The following is a 20274-nucleotide window of genomic DNA, read 5'->3' as shown; positions in this document are numbered from 1 at the left end:
CGATGGCGGAATTATCGCTGATTTTGAGACTTATTTAGAGTCTCCCTAACAATTTCGACGAGCCATGGGCTAGCGCCCCTCGTATGACGGTGAGCGCTTTTCAAGAAAAGAGTCAACTCCTTCTTCAAAGTCTTCCGAACGCTGAGTCAGTATCAGTTGATCGGTGTCCATATAACTCACCGAATGACTGAGGGCCTGAGCAGCGGCGTTAATCCCCTGCTTGCACATGCGCAGTGGCACTGGCGGCATGGCGGCAGCCCGTTCAGCAAGTTCCAGCGCTTTTAGCAAGGCTTGTCCATCTGGTACCACCTCATCGGCGATACCCCAATCCAGCGCCAGCTCAGCATCAACTTTTTCCGCCAAGGCGAAAAAACGTTTGGTTTTGGCTGGGCCAATCAGACTAACCATACGGGGAATGCTACCCCAGCTCATGCTCATACCCCGTTCTATCTCAGGTACATAGAGAGTACTATTTCGTCCAAGCACACGTAGATCGCAAGCGGCGCTCAAGGCGACACCGGCACCAATACACCAGCCCTCAATAGCGGCGATAGTGATGGGTTCAAGTCGTTCCCAAAGCTCACACATCCTGGGTCCCAGCTGCATTTTTTTTCGCCATACTCCCAGTGCCGAAGTTTGGGCCCGTTCTGGCGTAATGGCCATCAGATCCATACCACCGCAAAAGACCTGCTCCTGGCCATGGAGGATGATGGCGGAAAGTTCGCTGTCGTCGTGAAGAGCCTGAGCCAGCTCGATCAACTCCTCCATTAGAGTAAAGTTACAAGTGTTGAGCCGGTTCCCTGTGTCAAACTGGACGTTAAGTATCCGCCCTTTCTGGTAACAGGTAAGAGTTTTCCACTTGCGCTGTGTTGGCATGAACTAAGCTCCAAGGCAGAATTATTGGGTCGATTGGTGCGATGTGTGCCCTACAAATTGGCGGTAAGCTGGCGTAAACCAGCGATCCCACAAAAAATCTACAAAGCCATTAGTGACTATGCTGTCCTTGCGTCGTTATTGGATTGTAGTCCGGAGCAAGTCAGCTTTCAGGTCGTGGCACTTACCGTTTCTCAGTGCACTTAAGCGGGTAGCGCTCTGAGAAACCCTATGCACTATGTTTTTTGCCCATAGGGTTTCGAGGTAGGCTATTCTTTTTTTCTGCCCTGAATAATCCGATCCAAAATCATGGCACAGAGCACGATGGCAAGTCCCGCTAACAGCCCCTTGCCTGCTTCGAGCTGTTGCAGGGAGAAGAGCACGTCATACCCCAAACCACCAGCACCGATCAGAGCGGCGATCACCACCATCGACAGACTCATCATGATGCTCTGGTTGATCCCCGTCATGATGGAGTCTACAGCCAGTGGCAGCTCTGCCTTAAACAATACCTGCCGGGGGCTAGCGCCGAAGGCCAGCATAGCCTCAACCACGGAGGGGCTCACCTGTTGGATACCCAGAGTGGTAAGACGAATCATTGGCGGCATGGCAAATACAACGGTAGCCAACACTGCCGGCGGCTTGCCGATGGAGAAAAAGGCGATTGCCGGGATCAGGTAAACAAAACTTGGCATCGTCTGCATCATGTCCAGAACCGGGGTCAACACCGCGTTGAAACGTGGTTTTTTTGCAGCGAGGATACCTATCGGGATGCCAAACAGAAGGCAGACAAAAACCGAGGTCCCTACCAACGCCATAGTGCTCATCGCTTTATCCCAAAACCCGAAGAAGCCAAGATAAGCCAGTGCTGCCGCAGTAAAGACCACTACCCGCCAACCCGCCTTCTTCCAGGCCAACAACAGCAGCAGCAAGGTCATCACCGGCCAGGGAGTTCCGATTAACAGCAGATCCAACAGATCAAGCACCCCACGGATTGCATCGGTGATGGAACCAAAAAAAGTTTCCAGTGAAAGAGTCAGCCAATCGAACACTTCGTCAATCCAATAAGCTGATTTCAAAGCTACATCACGTGAGGTAGGGAAGGTCTCCAAATACTCCACTACACTAGCAGCGCTGAAGCGATAAACAGTTAAAGGGTAAGTGGCCAACATCAGCACCACACCAATACCAATACGATGTGCGCTCAAACCACCAGACTGTTCCTGACCTGTACACCATTTACTAAAATAGTTACGGTAGAAGTGATTAGCCAGACAGCCTCCGACACCGCGGCACAGGGCCAACAAACTTAACCCAAACAACAGACTTGCCTCAGGATAAGCTTCACTGCCCCACAGGCTCCGGCCAATGATCACCAGCGCCACTACATCAGCAACAACCAGCATCCAGAAAAGTGCCCAGACGTTACGACTGGCCGCCCAGAGAGGACCGAACAACACTGCCGCCAGATTAAAGCTGAACTTCTGTTCCTTCGCGATCCGTTCGAACTCACGCTGATAATAATCGATGGAACTGCCCAGGAAATCCTTCAGCTGTTTCGTTTCATTGTCGTTAATATCTTGACTCATGACATTACTTCCCATTCGACTCACCTTGAATACCACGCAGTAATTGACGCTTTGTGATAATACCCACTGCGGTATCTCCGTCTAGCACCACGATGGGTTCGTCATGATCCGCCGCCAGATCAATCAGCTGGTTCAGGTCCACATCTCGGGCAGCGGTGGGATATTGGCTGAGATCCAAGTTATCTGCCTTGAGGTTATGCTCTTTGAGATAGGCCTGTAACGGTTGCATCACCGTATGGGCAAAGACCAGTTTCAGTCGGGAGATATCTTTAACGAACTCCGCGACATAATCATCGGCAGGCGCCGTAATAATTTCTTCAGGAGTACCAATCTGTACGAACGCGCCATCCTTCATGATGGCGATGCGATGACCAATACGGAACGCCTCATCCAGATCATGAGTGATAAAGAGAGTCGTTTTCTTCATCACCTGAGCCAGTTCGACAAACTGGTCCTGTAACTGCCGCCGAATCAGGGGGTCCAGAGCGCTGAAGGGTTCGTCCATTAGCAGGATCTTAGGGTCGGCAGCCATCGCCCTGGCCAAACCGACTCGTTGCTGCATACCGCCGGAGAGTTCGGCGGGCATACGGTCGCCCCAGCCCGTGAGCTGCACCAGCGCGAGCTTGTCATCGGCGATCTTGAGGCGCTGTTGCTCATCCATGTTGCGCAGCTCGAGACTGAGTGCCACATTCTCTCTCACATTGCGGTGCGGCAGTAGCGCAGTGTGCTGGAATACCATGCCAATTTTCTCAGCCCGGATGCGCCGCAGATCTTGCTGATTCAAGGCGTTGATATTGTCTTCCCCCACCAGAATGTCTCCTGCGGTGGGTTCTATCAACCGGTTAATATGGCGGACCAGGGTGGACTTGCCGCTACCGGATAGGCCCATGATGCAGAACACTTCACCCTCTCGGACCTGGAAGGTAGCATCGGCCACCCCCACCACACAGGCAAACTCCTCAAGCACTTGCTCTTTGGTCAGCCCACGGCTTTTGATCGCCGCGAGGGCCTCATCGCTCCGTTTGCCGAAGACCTTCCAGACATTTCGGCATTCTATGGCAGGCAAGGGAGTACTCAAGTTTGTCATGTTAGACCTCTTGTTTTTGTTATCCGCTTTTTGATTTCAAGCGGCTAAGATGTCTCTGATTAATTCAGAGGGACTAGCCCATGCTCTGAACAAACTATGCGAGGCATGCTCAGAGCTTTTTTAACTCGTTTATAGATTAATTCCTGCTAACCAGCCATTCACGACATCGGGGTTCGCTGCGATCCACTCCCGGGCGACATCTAAAGCTTCCTTCTTATTCGCACTGACCTCATAGCTCCACTGAGACATTATATCGGGGTCAACACTCACCTGGCTCAGGAACTGGGCCACTTGAGGCAATCGCGTTTCCAGACTTTTCGAATAAGCGACCGAAGCATCAATTACCGGGAACGCACACTGGATATCGCTCTTTTCATACCACTCAGGATCTTCTGTTGGTGAGACATAGTAGAAGCAACCATCGGGGTTATAGTCCGGGCTACCTTTGGCGCTTTCGTGTGAATAACCGGTAAAAGGCGGTTCTTCAAGAAGTCGCAGATCATAATGAAGATGCAAACCTTCAGGCTTCCAATAATAAAGTAGCAAGCCTTGTTTTCTACGGAACGCTGTTTTCAGCTGTGCTTTCATGATGGCGTCCGATACTTCCATCGGCTCAAAATATTCGGAAAAGCCGTAACTCTTTGCCTGGACCAAGTTCTGAGGCGTTGTTCCCCAGCCTGGTGCGCCGGGCCAAAAGTCGCCTTTACCATTACCGTTGACATCAAACAACTTAGCAATCTCAGGTTTGGCCAGATCATGAACCGACCTGACGCCATATTTGTCCTGGATATATCCGGGAATATACCAGCCTTGCTCACCTGTAAACTTCTTTCCGCGCACGATGGTCTCGCGTGATCCCTCGGCAATATATTTATCATAAGCTGGCTGTTGTGCGGGCAGCCAGAATTCACTATGAACGTCGACGTTCCCATCACCCTTATCCATACTGGCGTAGATGAGGTTTTGATCAAGCCTCGGAGTTTCAACATCCACATTTAAACGGTTTTTTATTACCTCCGCGAGAACCTGCTGCATGATCTGAGCGCTGTCCCACCCCGGATCGGCGATGACTACTTTATCGTTGGCGTAAGCTGTACCTGTAAGACCAAGCGAAAGGCCCATACCAACAATAATTGATTTAATACTTCTTGTTATTTTCATTTCTCTACTCCTATTAACCAGCCATTCACGACATCGGGGTTCGCTGCGATCCACTCCCGGGCGACATCTAAAGCTTCCTTCTTATTCGCACTGACCTCGTAGCTCCACTGTGACACTGTGTCGGAATCCATGCTTACCTGGCTCAGGAACTGGGCCACTTCAGGCAACCGCGTTTCCAGGCTTTTTGAGTAAGCGACCGAAGCATCAATTACCGGCCAGGTACAGTTGATTTCGCTCTTCTCATACCACTCAGGATCTTCTGTTGGTGTGATATAGTAGAAGCAACCATCGGGGTTATAGTCCGGGCTACCTTTGGCGCTTTCGTGTGAATAGCCGGTAAAAGGCGGTTCTTCCAGTCTTCGCAGATCATACTCAGCATGCACACCTTCGGGCTTCCAATAGGCAAATAAAAAGCCTTGCTTTTTACGGAACGCTTTTTTTAGCTGCGACTTCATGATGGCGTCCGATACTTCCATGGGCTCAAAATATTCGGAAATACCGTAACTCTTCGCCTGGACCAAGCCCCGAGATGTTGATTCCCAGCCCGGAGCGCCGGCCCAGAAGTCGCCGTTACCATTACCGTTCATATCAAATAGTTTAGCGGTCTCTGGGTTGACCAGGTCATAGATCGACTTGATGCCATACTCGTCCTGGATATATCCGGGAATATACCAGCCTTGCTCACCTGTAAACTTCTTTCCCCGCACGATGGTCTCGCGTGATCCCTTGGCAATATATTTATCATAAGCTGGCTGTTGTGCGGGCAGCCAGAATTCGCTAAGGATATCGACGGTACCATCACCCTTGTCCATTCCAGGATAGGTGAGATTCAGATCAAGCCTCAGCGTTTTAACATCCACATTTAAACGGTTTTTTATTACCTCCGCGAGCACCAGCTGCATGACCTGAGAACTGGCCCAACCTGAATCGGCGATGACTACTTTATCGTTGGCGTAAGCTGTACCTGTAAGACCAAGCGAAAGACCCATACCAACAATAATTGATTTAACACTTCTTGTTATTTTCATTCTTCCTTCCTCGCTGCACTTGTTTAATAGCTTTACGACAGTCCTGTTTACGACCTCGCAATGGCGTGCCAGGCTTACACCAAGAACGCCTCGGAAATAGAATCCGCGATCACCAAGGCATCCACCGCTATACAGCCACTAGGTCCGACCAGAACAGGGTTCACATCTACCTCAAGCAATACATCGCCAAGGACCGCTGCCATTTCCGAAAAACGAACCAGCGATTCGGCCAAGTGTTCGATATTGGCTGCAGGACGGCCTCGAACGCCATCTAATAGCACCTTAACTTTCAACTTATCCAGCAGGCGGTGTGCCTGCGCCAAATCAAAAGGAGGCAGGGCAAAAGCACGATCACTCAACACCTCTATAAGCACACCTCCGCTACTAACCATCACCAGCGGTCCGAATTGCGGATCCTTGACCAGCCCAAACGCCAACTCCACCCCTTCATCGGCCATCGGTTCAACCGTCACACGCGGCCCGAGTCGTTCAACCAGGTCGTCATAGGCTTCGGTGAACGCATCGATATCCGCCAGCCCCAACACAACCCCCCCGACATCGGACTTGTGATGGATACCAGGCATCGCGGTTTTCAACACCAGCGGAAAGCCGACCGCCTGAGCAACAGCCATCGCCTCATTACGATCATTGGCAACCTGGGCTTTTACCGTGGGCACGCCGAAGTCAGACAATAAGGCCAGACTGTCCGCTTCACCCAGGGCTTCACCCTGCGTCAGCCGTTGCCGCCAACGCAGGACGATGTCCTCATCAGGCACACTGGCAGTGACCATTTGCTGGCGCGCCATGAACTCCCGATATTTCATCGCGTGGCTAATGGCCTTCAAGGCATGCTCGACACCGTTGATCAATGGGACGCCACTGTCGGCGAGATCCTCAGCGATTCGACAGTTTTGCGCGCTGGATAGGGTGTTGATGACCACAAAGGGCTTGTCGGAATACCTTTGAACCTCTTTAGCGAGTGCGATCAAACCTGGCTCATAGATAAAACTGTCTTGCATACCGACTTCCAGGATGCCAATAGCAACATTCGGATCCTCCATCACGGTGCGAACACCCTGTTCGAAGACATTGAGATAGTTAGCGTCCATCGGCCCGGCACAGTCGAGAGGATTGACCGGCGCCAGCTCCATGGGTAGGAAGCTGCGCAATCTATCGGTTGTTTCATCGGTGATCTGCGCGAAGGGAACATCGATATCGCTGGCAATATCGATCGCCAGCTCTCGCAGGCCACCGGAGTCACTCACATAACCAATGCCGCCCGGACCGACCCTTTGTGGCTGTGACAACAGCTGCGCGGTTGCCAGCATTTCATCCAGTGATGCTGTGCGGATGACTCCATAACGGTCAAACAGGGCTTCATAAGCGGCGTCGTTACCCGCGATCGCCCCCGAGTGGGTTGCCGCCAGGCGCGCACTGGCCTCGGTTCGCCCAACCTTGGTGACCAGCACCGGAACACCTCGTTCATTGGCTTTTTTCAATGCAGCCTCAAAACCTGCAGGATCACGCACGGTTTCCAGAAAGAGCGCAACAACGCCGGTTGAGGGTTGCTCGAGGGTATAATCCAAGTAGTCGGCAACGGTTGTACCGATCTCCTGGCCCGCCGATACCGCCAGATTGAAGCGAAAACGCGGATCGTTGCTTACAGGCAAGATAAATACCGAGCCCGAGTGTGCGATCAATGTAATGTTGCCAGCCTTTCTTTCACTCGGAGCGTGAAAGCCGGCATGGGTATTATGGATAAAATTGAAATAACCCATGCCATTACCGCCACATACGGGCATACCCGCAGCCTGGGCCTTGCTTTTGAGCCGCTCCAGTAATGTAGTGTCAGCCTCTTCCACCATATGGCATGCGTCGAAGATAACGACGCCACCCACGCCTATCTTGATGGCTTCGTCAAAAAGCCCTTCAATCCGATGGCCGGCAACACTGAGCACGACCAGATCTGGTGTCTGCGGCAACGCTGAGAGAGAGGCATAACAAGGCCGATTATCAATCTCCGAATATTTTGGGTTGATAAAGTAGATATCGCCTTCGTAGCCGCCGGCTACCAATGTACGAATCATATCGTTGCCGATGGTTCCTTCAGTGGGCGACGCGCCGACAAAGGCAATAGACTTCGGGGTCAACAACGCATCTAGCTTATGCACTTTGTTCAACACAACTGGATGGTCAATTCTCTTCTTCATACTTAGGCCCCTTTAAAAACAGGTTTACGTTTCTCAGCGAAGGCCCGAGGACCTTCCAAGTAGTCTTCGGAGCGCAACATCCGCTCATAGATCGTCAAATCACTTTCGCCCTTCCAGGCCTGGTGGGTTTTTACGAACCGTTCCTCGACCGAGAGTGGCTCTAAGGCGTTTAAAACGGTTTTGAGTGCCTGCACGGCCAAAGGCGCACCATCGGCAATCGTATCGGCAATCTCACGGGCCTTAGCCATCAGCTGATCCGTCGGTACCACATCACGGACCATCCCCCAGCGATGCGCTTCAGCAGCTCCCATCCTACGTCCTGTATACAACAAATCAGCGGCGACCTGTTTGGGCAAGATACTGGGCAAGCGCTGCAAGCCACCGGCATCGGGTAGGAAGCCAAGCTGTATATCCGGCAGGATAAATTCAGCTGTCTCAGAGGCTACGATCAAATCTGCCGCCATCACACACTCAAACGCGCCGCCCACACAATAGCCATTAACGGCGGCAATGACAGGCTTTGTCAGCCCTTCAAACTCAGGCAGACCACCAATACCGCCTGGCCCCAGGTCAAGTGATGAAGGGTCTGCAACCTCAGACTCGCCGGCAAACTCTTTCATATCCCAGCCGGCCGAAAACATTTTTCCGGCGCCGGTGATAATGCCTACCAACAGATCAGGGTCGTCATTCAGCATCTTGAATGCATCATAGAGGGCATAGCTAGCGGCGCGATTAATCGCATTCGCAGGAGAGCGATCGAGCGTAATTTCAAGCACTTTGCCACGACGCACAACTAAAACGCCGTGATTAATTGAACTTTCCATAAAAGCAACCGTTTTATTTAATTTCAACAAACTAGTGACAGGCTTTTACAATTCCATCTCTTTTAGACTCTGCGTCAAAGCACAACCTGTCAGCCCATGTTCTATGAGGTCAGGCCACTTCGAATAGCCCGGCGGCTCCCATCCCCCCTCCTACGCACATAGTTACGACCACATACTTCACACCGCGCCGCTTGCCTTCGAGCAGGGCATGACCAACTTGACGGGCGCCACTCATGCCATAGGGGTGACCGATAGAGATACCGCCGCCGTTCACGTTGAGCCTGTCATTATCGATACCCAGCTTGTCCCGGCAGTACAATACCTGGCAGGCGAAAGCTTCGTTGAGCTCCCAGAGGCCGATGTCGTTAATGGTCAAGCCATGCTGTTTGAGCAGTTTGGGTATCGCATAGACCGGTCCGATACCCATCTCTTCCGGTGCCAGGCCAGCAACGGCGATCCCTCGATAAAGCCCAAGGATATCGAGGTTGCGTCGCTCGGCTAGTGTGCGATCCATCAGTACGCTAGCCGAAGCGCCGTCGGACAACTGGCTGGCGTTCCCGGCGGTGATGGTGCCGTCTTCGACTACCGGGCCCAGTGCCTGGAGGCTCTCCTGCGTAGTCTGAGACCGATTGCACTCATCCTTGGTCAGGGTCACCTCTTGGTAGCTGATCTCTTTGGTCTCGCGATTGGCTACAGCCTTGGTGGTGAGGACCGGCACGATTTCACTGTCGAAAAGGCCCGCCTCCTGGGCGGCGGCGGTGCGCAACTGAGACTGCAGTGCGTATTCGTCCTGGGCCTGGCGGCTAACACCATATTTGTTCGCCACGTTTTCTGCGGTGTAGAGCATCGGCATATACGCGTGTTCAACATGACGTAGGACGTTCTCGTCCTGTTCGGTCAGAGCCCAGTCCAAAAACCGGTTTTGCACCGCACTGATATTTTCCTGGCCAGCGCCGATCACCACGTCCATGCCGTCGACAATGACCTGTTTGGCGGCGGTGGCGATCGCCATCAAGCCAGAGGCACACTGGCGGTCCAGAGTTTGGCCGCTGACGCCGGTCGGCAGGCCTGCAGCCAGGGCGCTCATTCGGCCCAGGTTCCAGCCAGCGGTGCCTCCTTGCAGGGCGGTACCGATAACCACGTCTTCGATCTCGCCGGGTTCGATGCCGGCGCGCTCAACAGCAGCACGGATTGCATGGGCAGCCAATGTCGGCGATTTGATGTTATTCAACGACCCGCGGAAGGCCTTACCGATCGGTGTACGGGCGGTTGAAACAATAACGGCTTCTTTCATGATACATTCTCGTCGTAAAAGTTATTGAACCTGGAACTGGGCGAAGGTCTTGTCCTCTGCAACCAGCTTCCTTAGCAGGGTCGAAGGCTGGAACCACATGTCGCCGTATGCGCCCAGTGCGGTGCGATACTTCTCGATGCTAGCGAGTATTTGCCTGAGTCCTGTTTCATCCGCGTACTGCATCGGACCACCGCGCCAGATCGGGAAACCATAACCGTTCGCCCAGGCTAAGTCGCAATCACCTGAGCGATAAGCGATACCATCCTGCAGAATGTTGGCGCCCTCGTTGATCAGCATGTAAATGCAGCGCTCATAGATCTCTTGGTCAGAGATCTCACGTCGCTCAATGCCGAGCTCGCTGGCAATCTGCACAGCCAACTCGAGGATCTCGGGGTTCTCTTGTTTATCGCGACCTTGGTAGAGATAGAAACCACGTTTGGTCTTCTGTCCGTAGCGACCCAGTTCACAGAGCTTGTCGGAGATGAGACAGTAGGAAGGATCATGGGCAATGATGTCGCGGCGTGCTTCGCGCACCATGTATCCGATATCAATACCGGCAAGATCGAACATTGAAAACGGCCCCATTGCCAGCCCGAACCGAGTCAGCACACTATCCACCTGCGTCGGAGAAGCACCTTCGAGCACCAGGCGGTTCGCTTCGCGGGCATAGGGCTCGAGCATACGATTACCGACAAAACCGTAGCAGACACCGACCACGATAGGCTGCTTATTGATAGTCCTGGCCAAGTTCAGCGCGGTGACAATGACATCATCTGATGTCTTCTCGCCACGCACGATTTCAAGCAGGCGCATCACGTTGGCAGGGCTAAAAAAGTGCAGGCCGATAACATCCTGCGGTCGGTCGGTCGCATCGGCGATCGCATCCAGGTCGAGCGTCGAGGTGTTGCTGGCCAAAATGACTCCAGGCTTACAGACTTGATCAAGCTTTTTGAAGACTGCGCGCTTAACTTCCATGCTTTCGAATACCGCTTCGATCACCAAGTCGGCGTCAGCCAGATCCTCATAGCTTAGAGTTCCTTGCAACAGCGCCATGCGCTCTTCGACTTGAGCGCCGGTTATACGACCTTTCTCTACTGATTTCTCATAGTTGTTACGAATCTGGTTCAGGCCATGAGTGAGCGCATCTTCTTGCTGTTCCAGCAGTTTGACCTGGATACCAGCATTGGCAAAGTTCATTGCAATACCACCGCCCATAGTTCCCGCGCCAATGATGGCAACCTGTTTGATGTTGCGCGGTGGAACCTTGTGGTCGACCCCCGGGATCTTCCTGGCTTCGCGCTCGGCGAAGAACAGGTGTTGCTGAGCTCGGGCTTGTGGCGTATCTAGGCACTCAGCGAACAGTTCGGCCTCTTTAGCCAGACCTTCTGTCAGCGGTAATCGACAAGCTGCTTCGACCGCCTGAACCCCTCTTTCAGGTGCATAGAAACCGCGGGTTTTGCGGCCGAGAGAGGCGCGAAAATCATCAAAGTAATTCGCGTCTAGCTCGCGAATATCGACCGGGATGTCAACGCAAGAACGTACCGGTGCCCCATTAATGAGTAGCTTATTGGCGAATTGAATCGCGGCATCGGCGAGATCACCGTCGGCGATTTCGTCGATCAGCCCAGAGAGTACAGTCAGCTCTGCGGAAACCGGTTTGCCGGAAGTAATCATCTCTACCGCCATTTTGGGATTGGCCAAGCGCGGCAAACGTTGGGTACCGCCGGCGCCAGGAATGAGACCGAGCTGGACTTCAGGGAGCCCCAGTTGAGCGCCGGCTTCGGCGATACGATAATCGCAGGCCAGTGCCAACTCAAAACCACCACCAAGAGCCATGCCGTTGATCGCCGCGATGACCGGCTTTGGCGACTCCTCCAGCATTCTGCAAAGATGCGGCAAAGCAGGCTCACTCCACGCCAGATCACTGCCTAACTCGCTTATATCCGCACCGCCACTGAAGATACGACCAGACGAATTCAGGACGATCGCCCGGACGTCCGAGTCAGAAATCGCATTCTGGTAAGCCTGCAGAATTGCTACACGCAGCCCGTGCCCCAAGGAGTTAACTGGCGGGTGGTTTAGACTAATCACCGCTATTGGACCTTCGGTATGGTAATTCAGAAACTCAACCATAAAACTCTCTCTTGATTCTGTTACTTTAGCTTTAGGGTCAACGCGCTTCGATGATGCTAAATCAGCTCCTGCCTCTGCGGCTCCGAACTCATGTGGGTTTTCTCGGCGATTTTATTTTCCCGTAGTCGCCCTACACCGTCGCTTAACCTACATCTACTTATAACAATGACAGGCACACCGAGGCGTCAACCTGCGGGTTGGTTTTGCGTAACCAGGTGGGTGGAATTAATATGAACCGGGGTGGAAAGCGCGAGCTGCGTGCGCGCGTCAAGCGCTATGTTAGGCCCTCTTACGGTAACCGTCCGCCAAACCCCTCTTGAGCCTGATGCTGAAGCCTTCAAGATAGTGTCCACTTATTCTTTAGTGGACACTATCTATGAACCACGTAAGCGTACCCCGCCCTTACCGAAAACGTTGTCGGCACGCTCCGGAATTTAAAGCTCGGCTGGTGGCCGAGTATCATAGTCCGGGTGCGTCTGTTTTACGTATTGCCCTGGATAATGACCTCAACGCCAACCAACTTCGGCGTTGGATCAGGGAGACGAAACAAGCAGATGGAGGACTGCCTCCAGCCTTTGTACCGGTTCGTTTGCCAGCAATGGGCGGGCATACCACCAATCCTGCCGATACCGATCGCACCATCCGCATCGAGACCCCACGAGCCGGCGGCTCGGTTGTGGTGGAGTGGCCCGCCGATCAAGGCCAACAGTGCGCGGCTTTTCTGCGTAAGCTGTTGTCATGATCCGCATTGACTAGATCTAGCTGGCCACCAAACCGCTGGATATGCGGGCCGGGCCAGATACGGCGTTGGCGTGTGTGGTTCAGGTGCTTGACTCAACCAAACCCCATTGTGCGTACCTATTCGCCAACAAGCGGGGCAACCAGATGAAAGTGCTGATCCACAATGGCCTGGGCATCTGGCTCTGTGCCAGACGATTGAATCACGGCAAATTCCACTGGGGCGAAGCCTGGCGTGGTAAGTAAGTGACGTTAACGGACGAACAGTTGGCTGCACTGGTTCAAGGACTTCCATGGCAGCGCCTCGGTGAGGCCGGAGTGATCTCGGTTTTATAACCATAAGCCGGTTACCCAGAACATCATCAGAATAGCGCATCGTCTTGGTGGTCGTGGCTTGGCATGCTGCTCGGTATGTAAAAACATCCCGATCTTAACCAGCTCTCTGCCGATCAACTCCGTTCCTTAGCGACGGAGTTGATGACGTCCCTAGACGCCAAAGAACAGGCACTGAGCCTGAAAGATCGAGCGCTGGTGCTGTTGATCTCTCAGCACCACTGGATCTCGCGGTTGGAGGTGATGTCCTTGGAGTAAGCAAACACAAAGATCTTCAGGAGAATGGCAGGATCGTAGGCCGTGCTGCCTGTGTCGTCGTTGCAATACTTGGGGTGAAACACCGACAGATCTAACTTGTGTTCAAAGGTGCCGGGCTGAAGCTGTTCCTGATAATTGACGACCATAGCATCCTGGTCGTAGTTGTAGTACTTGAAGCAGGGCATTCCGACTGCTCCTTGTCTGTTTGCCCAATGTTACCGAAACCGGTCTGGTTTGGGGTTTTGCTACAGTCTCAACGTGCCGCTGCAGTGATAGTTTTAATCCAGTCTGCAAAGCTCAATGATCACTATCCGTACGCTTATCTTAAAGACGTGCTGACGAGACAGCCGATGCAGAAAAAAATGCCATTGATGAGTTGCTACCGCACAACTGGACGCCGGCAGGCCTTACGAGGGGCGCAGCATTCAGAGCGCACTGCCGGAACTGCGACAATCACCAAGGCATATTGACTGAGCCATCTAACCCTTGTTAACTGATGACAGAGTTTTCATCTTATTAATTAAGAATAAAAATGTTTACCTGATAACAAATTACTCTCGAGTGACATGTTTATGCCTGTGCCAGTTATTATCAATAAAGTCAAAATTCCCACTGAGGTTTCGACCTGGGTGGTTCGTGACAGTCTTCTCGCACGCTTGAGCACGGCAAAACATCATCGACTAATAATGATCTGCTGCCCTGGTGGTTACGGAAAAACGGTGCTGCTAACCCAATGGGCCCATCGCGCCGACCTGCATACCGCCTGGTATACGTTGGATAGCCGGGACAACGACAGCAACCTTTTCCTGACCTATTTGGTTGCCGCCTTCAAAAAAGCCGGGGTCGTAGGGGAGCAACTTCTAAAAGAGGCACAAGAATCGCTGCCTGCGGTGTCCGAGCGAGTCTGGGCGGAGTTGCTTAACCAGATACAACACTTCATGCACCCTATTACACTCGTGCTGGATAACGTCGATCAGATTAAAGCTCCTCGTGTTAAACAACGAATTCAACGCCTTCTGGATGAAGCACCTGATAATCTGCACTTGGCACTTGCCTCTCGCGCCCGCCCCAACATTGCACTCAGCCGGTTACGCACTGAAAATCAGCTGGTTGAATTCGAACTCACGGATTTAGCCTTTAATGCTGACGACACCGCCAAGCTCTGCAATTTATCAGGATTTGAGACCACACCAGCCGCAGTTCGCCATCTCAACTCTTGCAACGAAGGTTGGATTACCGGTATTCAACTCTGGGGTAGCGCCTACCAAAAGCTCAGACAAAGCGATGAGCTTGAGCTCGACCACTCACATGTTGCTGCGCTTGCCGAGCAATATATAAGCACCTATTTCCAACAGGAGATCCTCGAACAGCTGAACGAATCATTGCGCGATCTATTATATGACACCAGCGTTGTCGACGCATTCAATGTAGGCCTTGTAAAGCATTTGAATCCCCAATCGAAGCGTGACCCTATAGCACGGCTACTGCAACACAACTTGTTTGTCCAGCCGCATGGCCATGAGATTGGCTGGCACCGCTATCACCCTATGTTTCAGTGCTACCTATACAAGCAGTTAAAACAGACAGATTTAGCCCGTACCCAAGAACTCCACCGACTGGCAGTGGAGTGGTTTCTACAAAAGGGCCGTTATGCTGAGGGACTTCAGCAGTATGGACGCTGTCATGATTTCAAAGCTCTGCTCCGCTTTATCGAGAAGCACACTTTCGATTTGGTTCGTGAGGGCGAAGTAAACGACGTCGTTAATCTGATCGAGACTATCCCTCAGGAGCTAACAGATGACCACCACACTCTGGCGATCATCGAAGCCTCGGCAATTATTATTAGCAACGATCTCAATCGTATAAAAAGCAACCTCAGCCGACTGAAGCGCTTGCTTAAACCGCACCCCCTTAACAGCAATCCTCAGCAGCGCCTTAGTCAAACAGTTGCCTATTTGCGAGCCAGACAGGCGGATCTCGGGGGCAACCTGCGCCATTGTATATCCATTTGTGACGCTGAGCTGCTAAGCGGAAAAAACAATAACGCTGCCCTGTCAATATTAAAATTCTTTCGAGCCAGTTCCCACTTCGGGCTTGGCGAGCTATCTACAGCGAAAAGAAACGCCGAGCAATCACTCCATGAACTAAGGTTATTCGGCGTTAGAGGATTACCCAACTATTTGGATTTCCTGCTCGGCCAGATCGAGATTGCTCAAGGTCAGGTCCGACAGGCAGAGGCTCGTTTTGTCGGATTAAGGCCCAGTGGCGATTTGGAGGCCGTGGCACGTAATTTCTACGATCTTTTCTATTTCTTGGGTTTGGGTTTGGCCCGCCTGGAAATAAACCGACTAGACAGCGCCGAACGCTTACTCGATCGCGCCGCATTGATCGCCATGGCATTCCGTCCAGCGGCTATCTTGCCTTGGGTCCTTCACCATCAGGCCCGACTCTATTGGGCTCAAGCCAAACCTGAGCAGGCCGATAAAGCATGGGCGGAAGCCCAGGCAGTCGCTACTAAAAATAAGCTCTGGGGAGTTTACCGGCTATGCGGCGCTTATCGAGTCCGCTTGGCAGTAGAGCGTGACGATGAGACTGCCATCAATGTTTGGCTGAGCGAGTGGGATCGGGTGTTAAGACTCTATGGTATAGACACTATGCCGGAAGAGCGGCTTGCCTACTGCTGGGTAGAGTATCATCGCCGCAACTGGCAAGATGCCCATAGTAGTTGTGAACTTTTGATTTCCGCACTAGATAAGCAAAACCACCAGCAGCTGCTGATCGACGCTTACCTGCTACAAAGCCGACTGCAGTGGAGTAAGGATCTTGAGGAAATAGCGCTTCACAGCCTGGACAAAGCAGTAGAACTTGCAGCAGAAAGTAATTTACATCGCTTATTTTTTCATGAAAGACAAAACCTCTTCGAGCTTTTCCAGCTCGGCCTTTCAGAAAAAGCCTTCCAACAACAGGGCACAACACAACTACTTAAAAATGCAGGCCCAATACGAAAGCTTCTTTTCGAACTCAAGAGCGAAGCATCCTCACCCTCCCCCTTTCGCGAGCAACCACTGCCACCCCCTTTTGATCAACTTTCGAAACGAGAGCTTGACGTGTTGTTTCATATAGTTGAAGGCCGTAGGAATCAGGAGATTGCCGAGTTCCTATTCATTGGTATCAGTACGGTAAAAACGCATATCAACAGTATTTTCAGGAAGCTCAATACCGACAGCAGGGAGGGCCTAATCCAAAAAGCGTGCCTGCTCCAACTGACTAAGACCACAGCACTTGAATCATAAAGTGGCTATGGACTGTTAGTGGCCAATTAAAGTGACCCACCTCCGAGTGACCGTCAAACCACAGAACCAGCTACTGTCCCCCGCTTTTATCGATGGCCGGGGGCATGTCAGTGAAGGAGTGGGTTGTGATACACAAGATCAAAGCACTGCACGATAACGGTAAAGGATCGTAGATTCGCGCCATCAGTCAGGAACTGGTGCTGTCCCGCAATACCGTTCGCAAGTATCTGCGAATGGATGAGAACGCGATTTCGGAACAGATTGAGAATCCCTCGCGCACAAAGCGCCTCGACGACCACCGTGATTACTTGGTGCATTTGCTCAAGAAGTTTTCCAAGCCCAGCGTCGTCAGGAGTGCCCGCAAGCTGCAATCGAAGGTGGGTGAATTGCTAGCTTCAGATCGGTCCATTCGCCGCTATGAGCGAATGCTCAAGGAGGAAGTGGCCTCGGCTCAGATATGCTACTACGAGCCCATTCTGGACGACGTGCCCGGTGTTCAGTGCCAGGTGGACCCCGGTGAGTTGCGCAGTGTGCTGATCGGTGGCGACGAGCGCGCGCTGCATTTTGTAGTATTCGTGCTGTCGTACTCGCGGTTGATGTACGTGGGTCTGGCCTTTCGCCCTCTGGATACCCAGACTTTTATCCAGCTTCACGATGAAGCCCTGCGTTACTTCGGTGGCCTGCCAGAGGAGGCACATTGCGGGTCGGTTATTCGGCAAGCGCCATCTTCTCCAAAACACTTACTTCAGTCTTGGCTGATTTACTCGCAAATCGCCCAATGCCCAATCTGGAGTTACACAAAGGGAACGCCCTCTTTCATATCGCATCGCTGAAAGCTGGCAAGCTAGATGCTGGGGTTCCCCGCGCAGATCTGGATGAAGGCGCCCTGTCTGGCTTATTAGTTTCCAGGTTAGGAAATGAGCCGCTTTTTGTGATTCTGAACCGGGGTCATAGATTGCAGGAAAAATCGGTTTTAGGGAGCTTGATGGGGAGCGGTTTTGCTTCAGCCGGCTACCCAAAGAACCTTTCTGAGGCGACAACTGGAGACATTAGCAAACAAGGCAGGAATATCCATAAGCCGTGTTCTAGAGGTATCCGATATTGGCATCGCGATCCTTCCTGCCAGCGTCGCGTCTATGGCTCACGGACTGATTGCTATACCGCTTACCGATGAGGGCTTCTCCCAGCCCCTCATACTCGCTTGTATCGTGGACAACCCTCTGAGTGACCTGCTCAGAGATCTCGTCTACTCGCATTGGCCCCGCGAATTTCACAACAATTAATCACCATCACGCCATCGCCGCAACTACCCTATCAGGCCTGCACGAGTATGTAGCAGGGCTTGTTCAAGTGTTAAAGTTAAGTTGTCTACAGTGCGCCGGCCTGATCTCAGGCTTTCCGGAGAGCTAATGCCAATGAATCAACTTCCTAACATCACCAATAGCCACGGTAGTGCTGGCCTCAGATGGATTCTCGATCAGGCTAAAAGCTGGCATCTTTCTGACGCCGAGCTAGCAACACTGTTGGATATCACGACAACGACCCTGCATCACTGGTCATGTGAGATACAAGCTCCTAACAATCAGAACTTCGAATTACCCGCGCCAGTCGTCGAGCGGATCGGTCTGTTTCTTGGGCTGCATAAAGCTCTGGTGCTCCTAACACCTGCTGGCCATGAAAAAATGGCTGCAGAATGGTTCACCAAACCCACCCGTTTGTGGAGGCTGAATGGAACCTCCATCCGAACGCACCTGCTGGATAATCCCAACACCGAAACGTTGATCAGGTTGGTGCGCGACATCCGATCAGTGACTGCTTGAAGACTGAGATTCCCTCGCCTAGTGTTTCGTCTGTTTAATTCGCTTATTCATGTTGGGTATAATAAGAGCTATACATCAGCAATAAAAGGCTCCCATCGTGGCCAAACCCGCAGCGCCGTTTAATCTAACTGTAAACGATCAGTTGGAACTCGAAAGTTGGTGCCGAACCAATACCCTGAGCCAGCATCTGGCGCAACGCGCCAAGATTCTTTTGTTACTGAACGAAGGTGAGACACCAAAAGGGATCTCAGACTCTCTTCAGGTTAGCACTCAAACCGTCTTCAAGTGGCGCAAACGCTACAGTGAGCGAGGTCTTGAGGGGCTTTATGATGCGCCGCGACCCGGTCAGCCGCGAAAGCTGGCCGGTAAAACCGTCAAGAAGATTTTAGATGACACGGTCCATAAGGTTCCGAAAGAAGCCACACACTGGAGCATCAGCCTTATGGCCGAGCATGCCGGGGTGACGCGGTGGCAAGTGCATCAAATCTGGAAAGCAGCCGATTTGAAACCGCACCGGATCAAAACGTTCAAGATCAGCAACGACCCTCACTTCGCCGAGAAGGTTTGTGATGTTGTCGGGCTCTATATGAATCCCCCGGACAATGCACTGGTTCTGTCTGTTGACGAAAAGACCCAAATTCAGGCTCTTGACCGAACTCAGCCAAAATTGCAGCTTCGTCCAGGACAAGTGGAGCGTCGCACACACGATTGCAAGCGTCATGGCACAACCAGTCTGTACGCTGCGTTTAATACACTGACGGGCCAGGTGATTGGTCGAGTCACTCAGCGCCACCGGGCCAAGGAGTTTTTGGATTTCTTGCGACAGATTGATCGAGAAACTCCGAAGGGTATGGATCTACATTTGATTCTGGATAACAGCTCGACTCACAAGACGCCAGAGGCCAAAGCTTGGTTGGCCAAGCACCCTCGATTCAAGCTGCACTTCACGCCCACGAGCGCGTCCTGGCTCAATGCGGTGGAGGGTTGGTTTAGCCAACTGGAGCGACGGGCACTTTATCGAGGCATTTTCACCAGTGTCGGCGAATTAAAGTCTGCGATTAAAAAGTTCATCAAGGTTCACAACGAAAAACTGGCAAAGCCGTTCCGGTGGCATAAAAGTGCCGAGTCCATTATGACATCGGTGGCGAAAGCAAAGCTGAGTCTAATTGATAATAAGTGAGCGAATTAACCAAACGAGACACTAGATTCCTGAGAAGAATGACCCGACTTTGCCACAACGCTCGGTAGTTACCAACTTTATTACGAAGTTACCGACTTTATTATTAAGTTACCAACTATATTATGATCCCACACTAACCACTGCGTCAATGGTCTGGCGTTTAGCAATATGGAGTAGTGAGTGGAAGGTTTAGTTGTTCTGATCATCGTCGTGGCTCTGTTGTTCGTCCTGATATGGTCCTTCAAATCGAGACCTGGCAGCTCTCAAAAAGGTAGCAGGCCGCACTCAGCCCAAGAACCTCAACTCGATGTAACCCAACAGATAGCCGCATCGTCTGCTCAACGGCTAGTTGAGATCATCAACGAATCTCTCCAAATCGCCAATGACTCAAAAAATGCTGATACCAAGATTTCACGCTTAGATTTGGCCAAAGAAAGGTTGGATGAGCTAAAG

At 52.1% G+C, this 20274-nt stretch carries 16 protein-coding genes and 3 pseudogenes; 9 read left to right on the top strand and 10 right to left on the bottom strand.

Annotated elements, in window-relative coordinates; translation table 11 throughout:
- Positions 1 to 69: 69 nt before the first annotated feature.
- The 9 genes from RG807_RS11000 to RG807_RS10960 form a co-directional block, all read right to left on the bottom strand.
- On the bottom strand, positions 70 to 876 hold the full coding sequence (locus RG807_RS11000) for an enoyl-CoA hydratase/isomerase family protein (protein ID WP_200371559.1): 807 nt from the start codon (positions 874 to 876) through the stop codon (positions 70 to 72).
- 266 nt (positions 877 to 1142) lie between these two features.
- Complete coding sequence (locus tag RG807_RS10995) at positions 1143 to 2477, bottom strand: ABC transporter permease (protein WP_200371558.1); 1335 nt, start codon at positions 2475 to 2477, stop codon at positions 1143 to 1145.
- Positions 2467 to 3549: a quaternary amine ABC transporter ATP-binding protein gene (locus RG807_RS10990; protein WP_200371556.1), complete on the bottom strand. Its 1083-nt coding sequence runs from the start codon at positions 3547 to 3549 to the stop codon at positions 2467 to 2469. The genes RG807_RS10995 and RG807_RS10990 overlap by 11 nt, the downstream gene beginning before the upstream one ends.
- A 129-nt stretch (positions 3550 to 3678) precedes the next feature.
- A complete protein-coding gene (locus tag RG807_RS10985; protein WP_200371554.1) occupies positions 3679 to 4710 on the bottom strand; it encodes an ABC transporter substrate-binding protein in 1032 nt (343 codons plus the stop codon).
- The gene (locus RG807_RS10980; RefSeq protein WP_200371551.1) at positions 4707 to 5738 is read right to left on the bottom strand and encodes an ABC transporter substrate-binding protein; all 1032 of its coding nucleotides are present in this window, start codon (positions 5736 to 5738) and stop codon (positions 4707 to 4709) included. Before RG807_RS10980 ends, RG807_RS10985 begins: the two co-directional genes overlap by 4 nt.
- A 74-nt stretch (positions 5739 to 5812) precedes the next feature.
- Positions 5813 to 7948 (bottom strand): acetate--CoA ligase family protein, encoded by a 2136-nt coding sequence (locus tag RG807_RS10975; RefSeq protein WP_200371548.1) that lies wholly within the window; start codon positions 7946 to 7948, stop codon positions 5813 to 5815.
- Between the two features lie 2 nt (positions 7949 to 7950).
- Positions 7951 to 8802, bottom strand: a complete 852-nt coding sequence (locus RG807_RS10970; protein WP_227714972.1) for an enoyl-CoA hydratase-related protein — start codon at positions 8800 to 8802, stop codon at positions 7951 to 7953.
- Between the two features lie 79 nt (positions 8803 to 8881).
- Positions 8882 to 10066 (bottom strand): acetyl-CoA C-acyltransferase, encoded by a 1185-nt coding sequence (locus tag RG807_RS10965; protein ID WP_200371546.1) that lies wholly within the window; start codon positions 10064 to 10066, stop codon positions 8882 to 8884.
- Between the two features lie 21 nt (positions 10067 to 10087).
- Positions 10088 to 12199: a 3-hydroxyacyl-CoA dehydrogenase NAD-binding domain-containing protein gene (locus tag RG807_RS10960; RefSeq protein WP_200371543.1), complete on the bottom strand. Its 2112-nt coding sequence runs from the start codon at positions 12197 to 12199 to the stop codon at positions 10088 to 10090.
- Between the two features lie 376 nt (positions 12200 to 12575).
- Between RG807_RS10960 and tnpA the strand changes: the two genes are divergently transcribed.
- Positions 12576 to 12941: an IS66-like element accessory protein TnpA gene (tnpA, locus tag RG807_RS10955; RefSeq protein WP_200371541.1), complete on the top strand. Its 366-nt coding sequence runs from the start codon at positions 12576 to 12578 to the stop codon at positions 12939 to 12941.
- A gap of 20 nt (positions 12942 to 12961) precedes the next feature.
- Positions 12962 to 13183 (top strand): IS66 family insertion sequence element accessory protein TnpB, encoded by a 222-nt coding sequence (gene tnpB, locus RG807_RS10950; protein WP_227714992.1) that lies wholly within the window; start codon positions 12962 to 12964, stop codon positions 13181 to 13183.
- Between the two features lie 302 nt (positions 13184 to 13485).
- Here the strand turns inward: tnpB and RG807_RS10945 are convergent.
- Positions 13486 to 13713: pseudogene (locus tag RG807_RS10945) on the bottom strand (transposase); the annotation flags it as partial.
- A gap of 51 nt (positions 13714 to 13764) precedes the next feature.
- Here RG807_RS10945 and RG807_RS17805 point away from each other — a divergent pair.
- The 7 genes and pseudogenes from RG807_RS17805 to RG807_RS10915 all read left to right on the top strand — a co-directional run.
- A pseudogene (locus RG807_RS17805) lies at positions 13765 to 13928 on the top strand (transposase domain-containing protein); the annotation flags it as partial.
- Between the two features lie 166 nt (positions 13929 to 14094).
- On the top strand, positions 14095 to 16821 hold the full coding sequence (locus RG807_RS10935) for a winged helix-turn-helix domain-containing protein (RefSeq protein ID WP_200371537.1): 2727 nt from the start codon (positions 14095 to 14097) through the stop codon (positions 16819 to 16821).
- Between the two features lie 173 nt (positions 16822 to 16994).
- A pseudogene (locus RG807_RS10930) lies at positions 16995 to 17513 on the top strand (IS21 family transposase); the annotation flags it as partial.
- Between the two features lie 5 nt (positions 17514 to 17518).
- Positions 17519 to 17995: a LysR substrate-binding domain-containing protein gene (locus RG807_RS17735; protein WP_200371535.1), complete on the top strand. Its 477-nt coding sequence runs from the start codon at positions 17519 to 17521 to the stop codon at positions 17993 to 17995.
- A 241-nt stretch (positions 17996 to 18236) separates the two neighbouring features.
- Positions 18237 to 18641 carry a hypothetical protein gene (locus tag RG807_RS10925; RefSeq protein WP_200371533.1) on the top strand — a complete coding sequence of 135 codons (405 nt, stop codon included), beginning with the start codon at positions 18237 to 18239 and terminating at the stop codon, positions 18639 to 18641.
- A gap of 97 nt (positions 18642 to 18738) precedes the next feature.
- Positions 18739 to 19821 carry an IS630 family transposase gene (locus RG807_RS10920; RefSeq protein ID WP_200371531.1) on the top strand — a complete coding sequence of 361 codons (1083 nt, stop codon included), beginning with the start codon at positions 18739 to 18741 and terminating at the stop codon, positions 19819 to 19821.
- 180 nt (positions 19822 to 20001) lie between these two features.
- The coding region (locus RG807_RS10915) for a hypothetical protein (protein WP_309044947.1) at positions 20002 to 20274 on the top strand (273 nt) is incomplete at its 3' end.

This window comes from Marinobacter sediminicola, from assembly GCF_031157525.1.
Lineage (GTDB): Bacteria > Pseudomonadota > Gammaproteobacteria > Pseudomonadales > Oleiphilaceae > Marinobacter > Marinobacter sediminicola.
This window is presented reverse-complemented; position numbering and strand designations above follow the sequence as displayed.

Coding starts and splice junctions, on each gene's coding strand:
- RG807_RS11000 (WP_200371559.1), bottom strand. CDS start 876: ATGCCAACACAGCGCAAGTGGAAAACTCTTACCTGTTACCAGAAAGGG.
- RG807_RS10995 (WP_200371558.1), bottom strand. CDS start 2,477: ATGGGAAGTAATGTCATGAGTCAAGATATTAACGACAATGAAACGAAA.
- RG807_RS10990 (WP_200371556.1), bottom strand. CDS start 3,549: ATGACAAACTTGAGTACTCCCTTGCCTGCCATAGAATGCCGAAATGTC.
- RG807_RS10985 (WP_200371554.1), bottom strand. CDS start 4,710: ATGAAAATAACAAGAAGTATTAAATCAATTATTGTTGGTATGGGCCTT.
- RG807_RS10980 (WP_200371551.1), bottom strand. CDS start 5,738: ATGAAAATAACAAGAAGTGTTAAATCAATTATTGTTGGTATGGGTCTT.
- RG807_RS10975 (WP_200371548.1), bottom strand. CDS start 7,948: ATGAAGAAGAGAATTGACCATCCAGTTGTGTTGAACAAAGTGCATAAG.
- RG807_RS10965 (WP_200371546.1), bottom strand. CDS start 10,066: ATGAAAGAAGCCGTTATTGTTTCAACCGCCCGTACACCGATCGGTAAG.
- RG807_RS10960 (WP_200371543.1), bottom strand. CDS start 12,199: ATGGTTGAGTTTCTGAATTACCATACCGAAGGTCCAATAGCGGTGATT.
- tnpA (WP_200371541.1), top strand. CDS start 12,576: ATGAACCACGTAAGCGTACCCCGCCCTTACCGAAAACGTTGTCGGCAC.
- RG807_RS10935 (WP_200371537.1), top strand. CDS start 14,095: ATGTTTATGCCTGTGCCAGTTATTATCAATAAAGTCAAAATTCCCACT.
- RG807_RS10925 (WP_200371533.1), top strand. CDS start 18,237: ATGAATCAACTTCCTAACATCACCAATAGCCACGGTAGTGCTGGCCTC.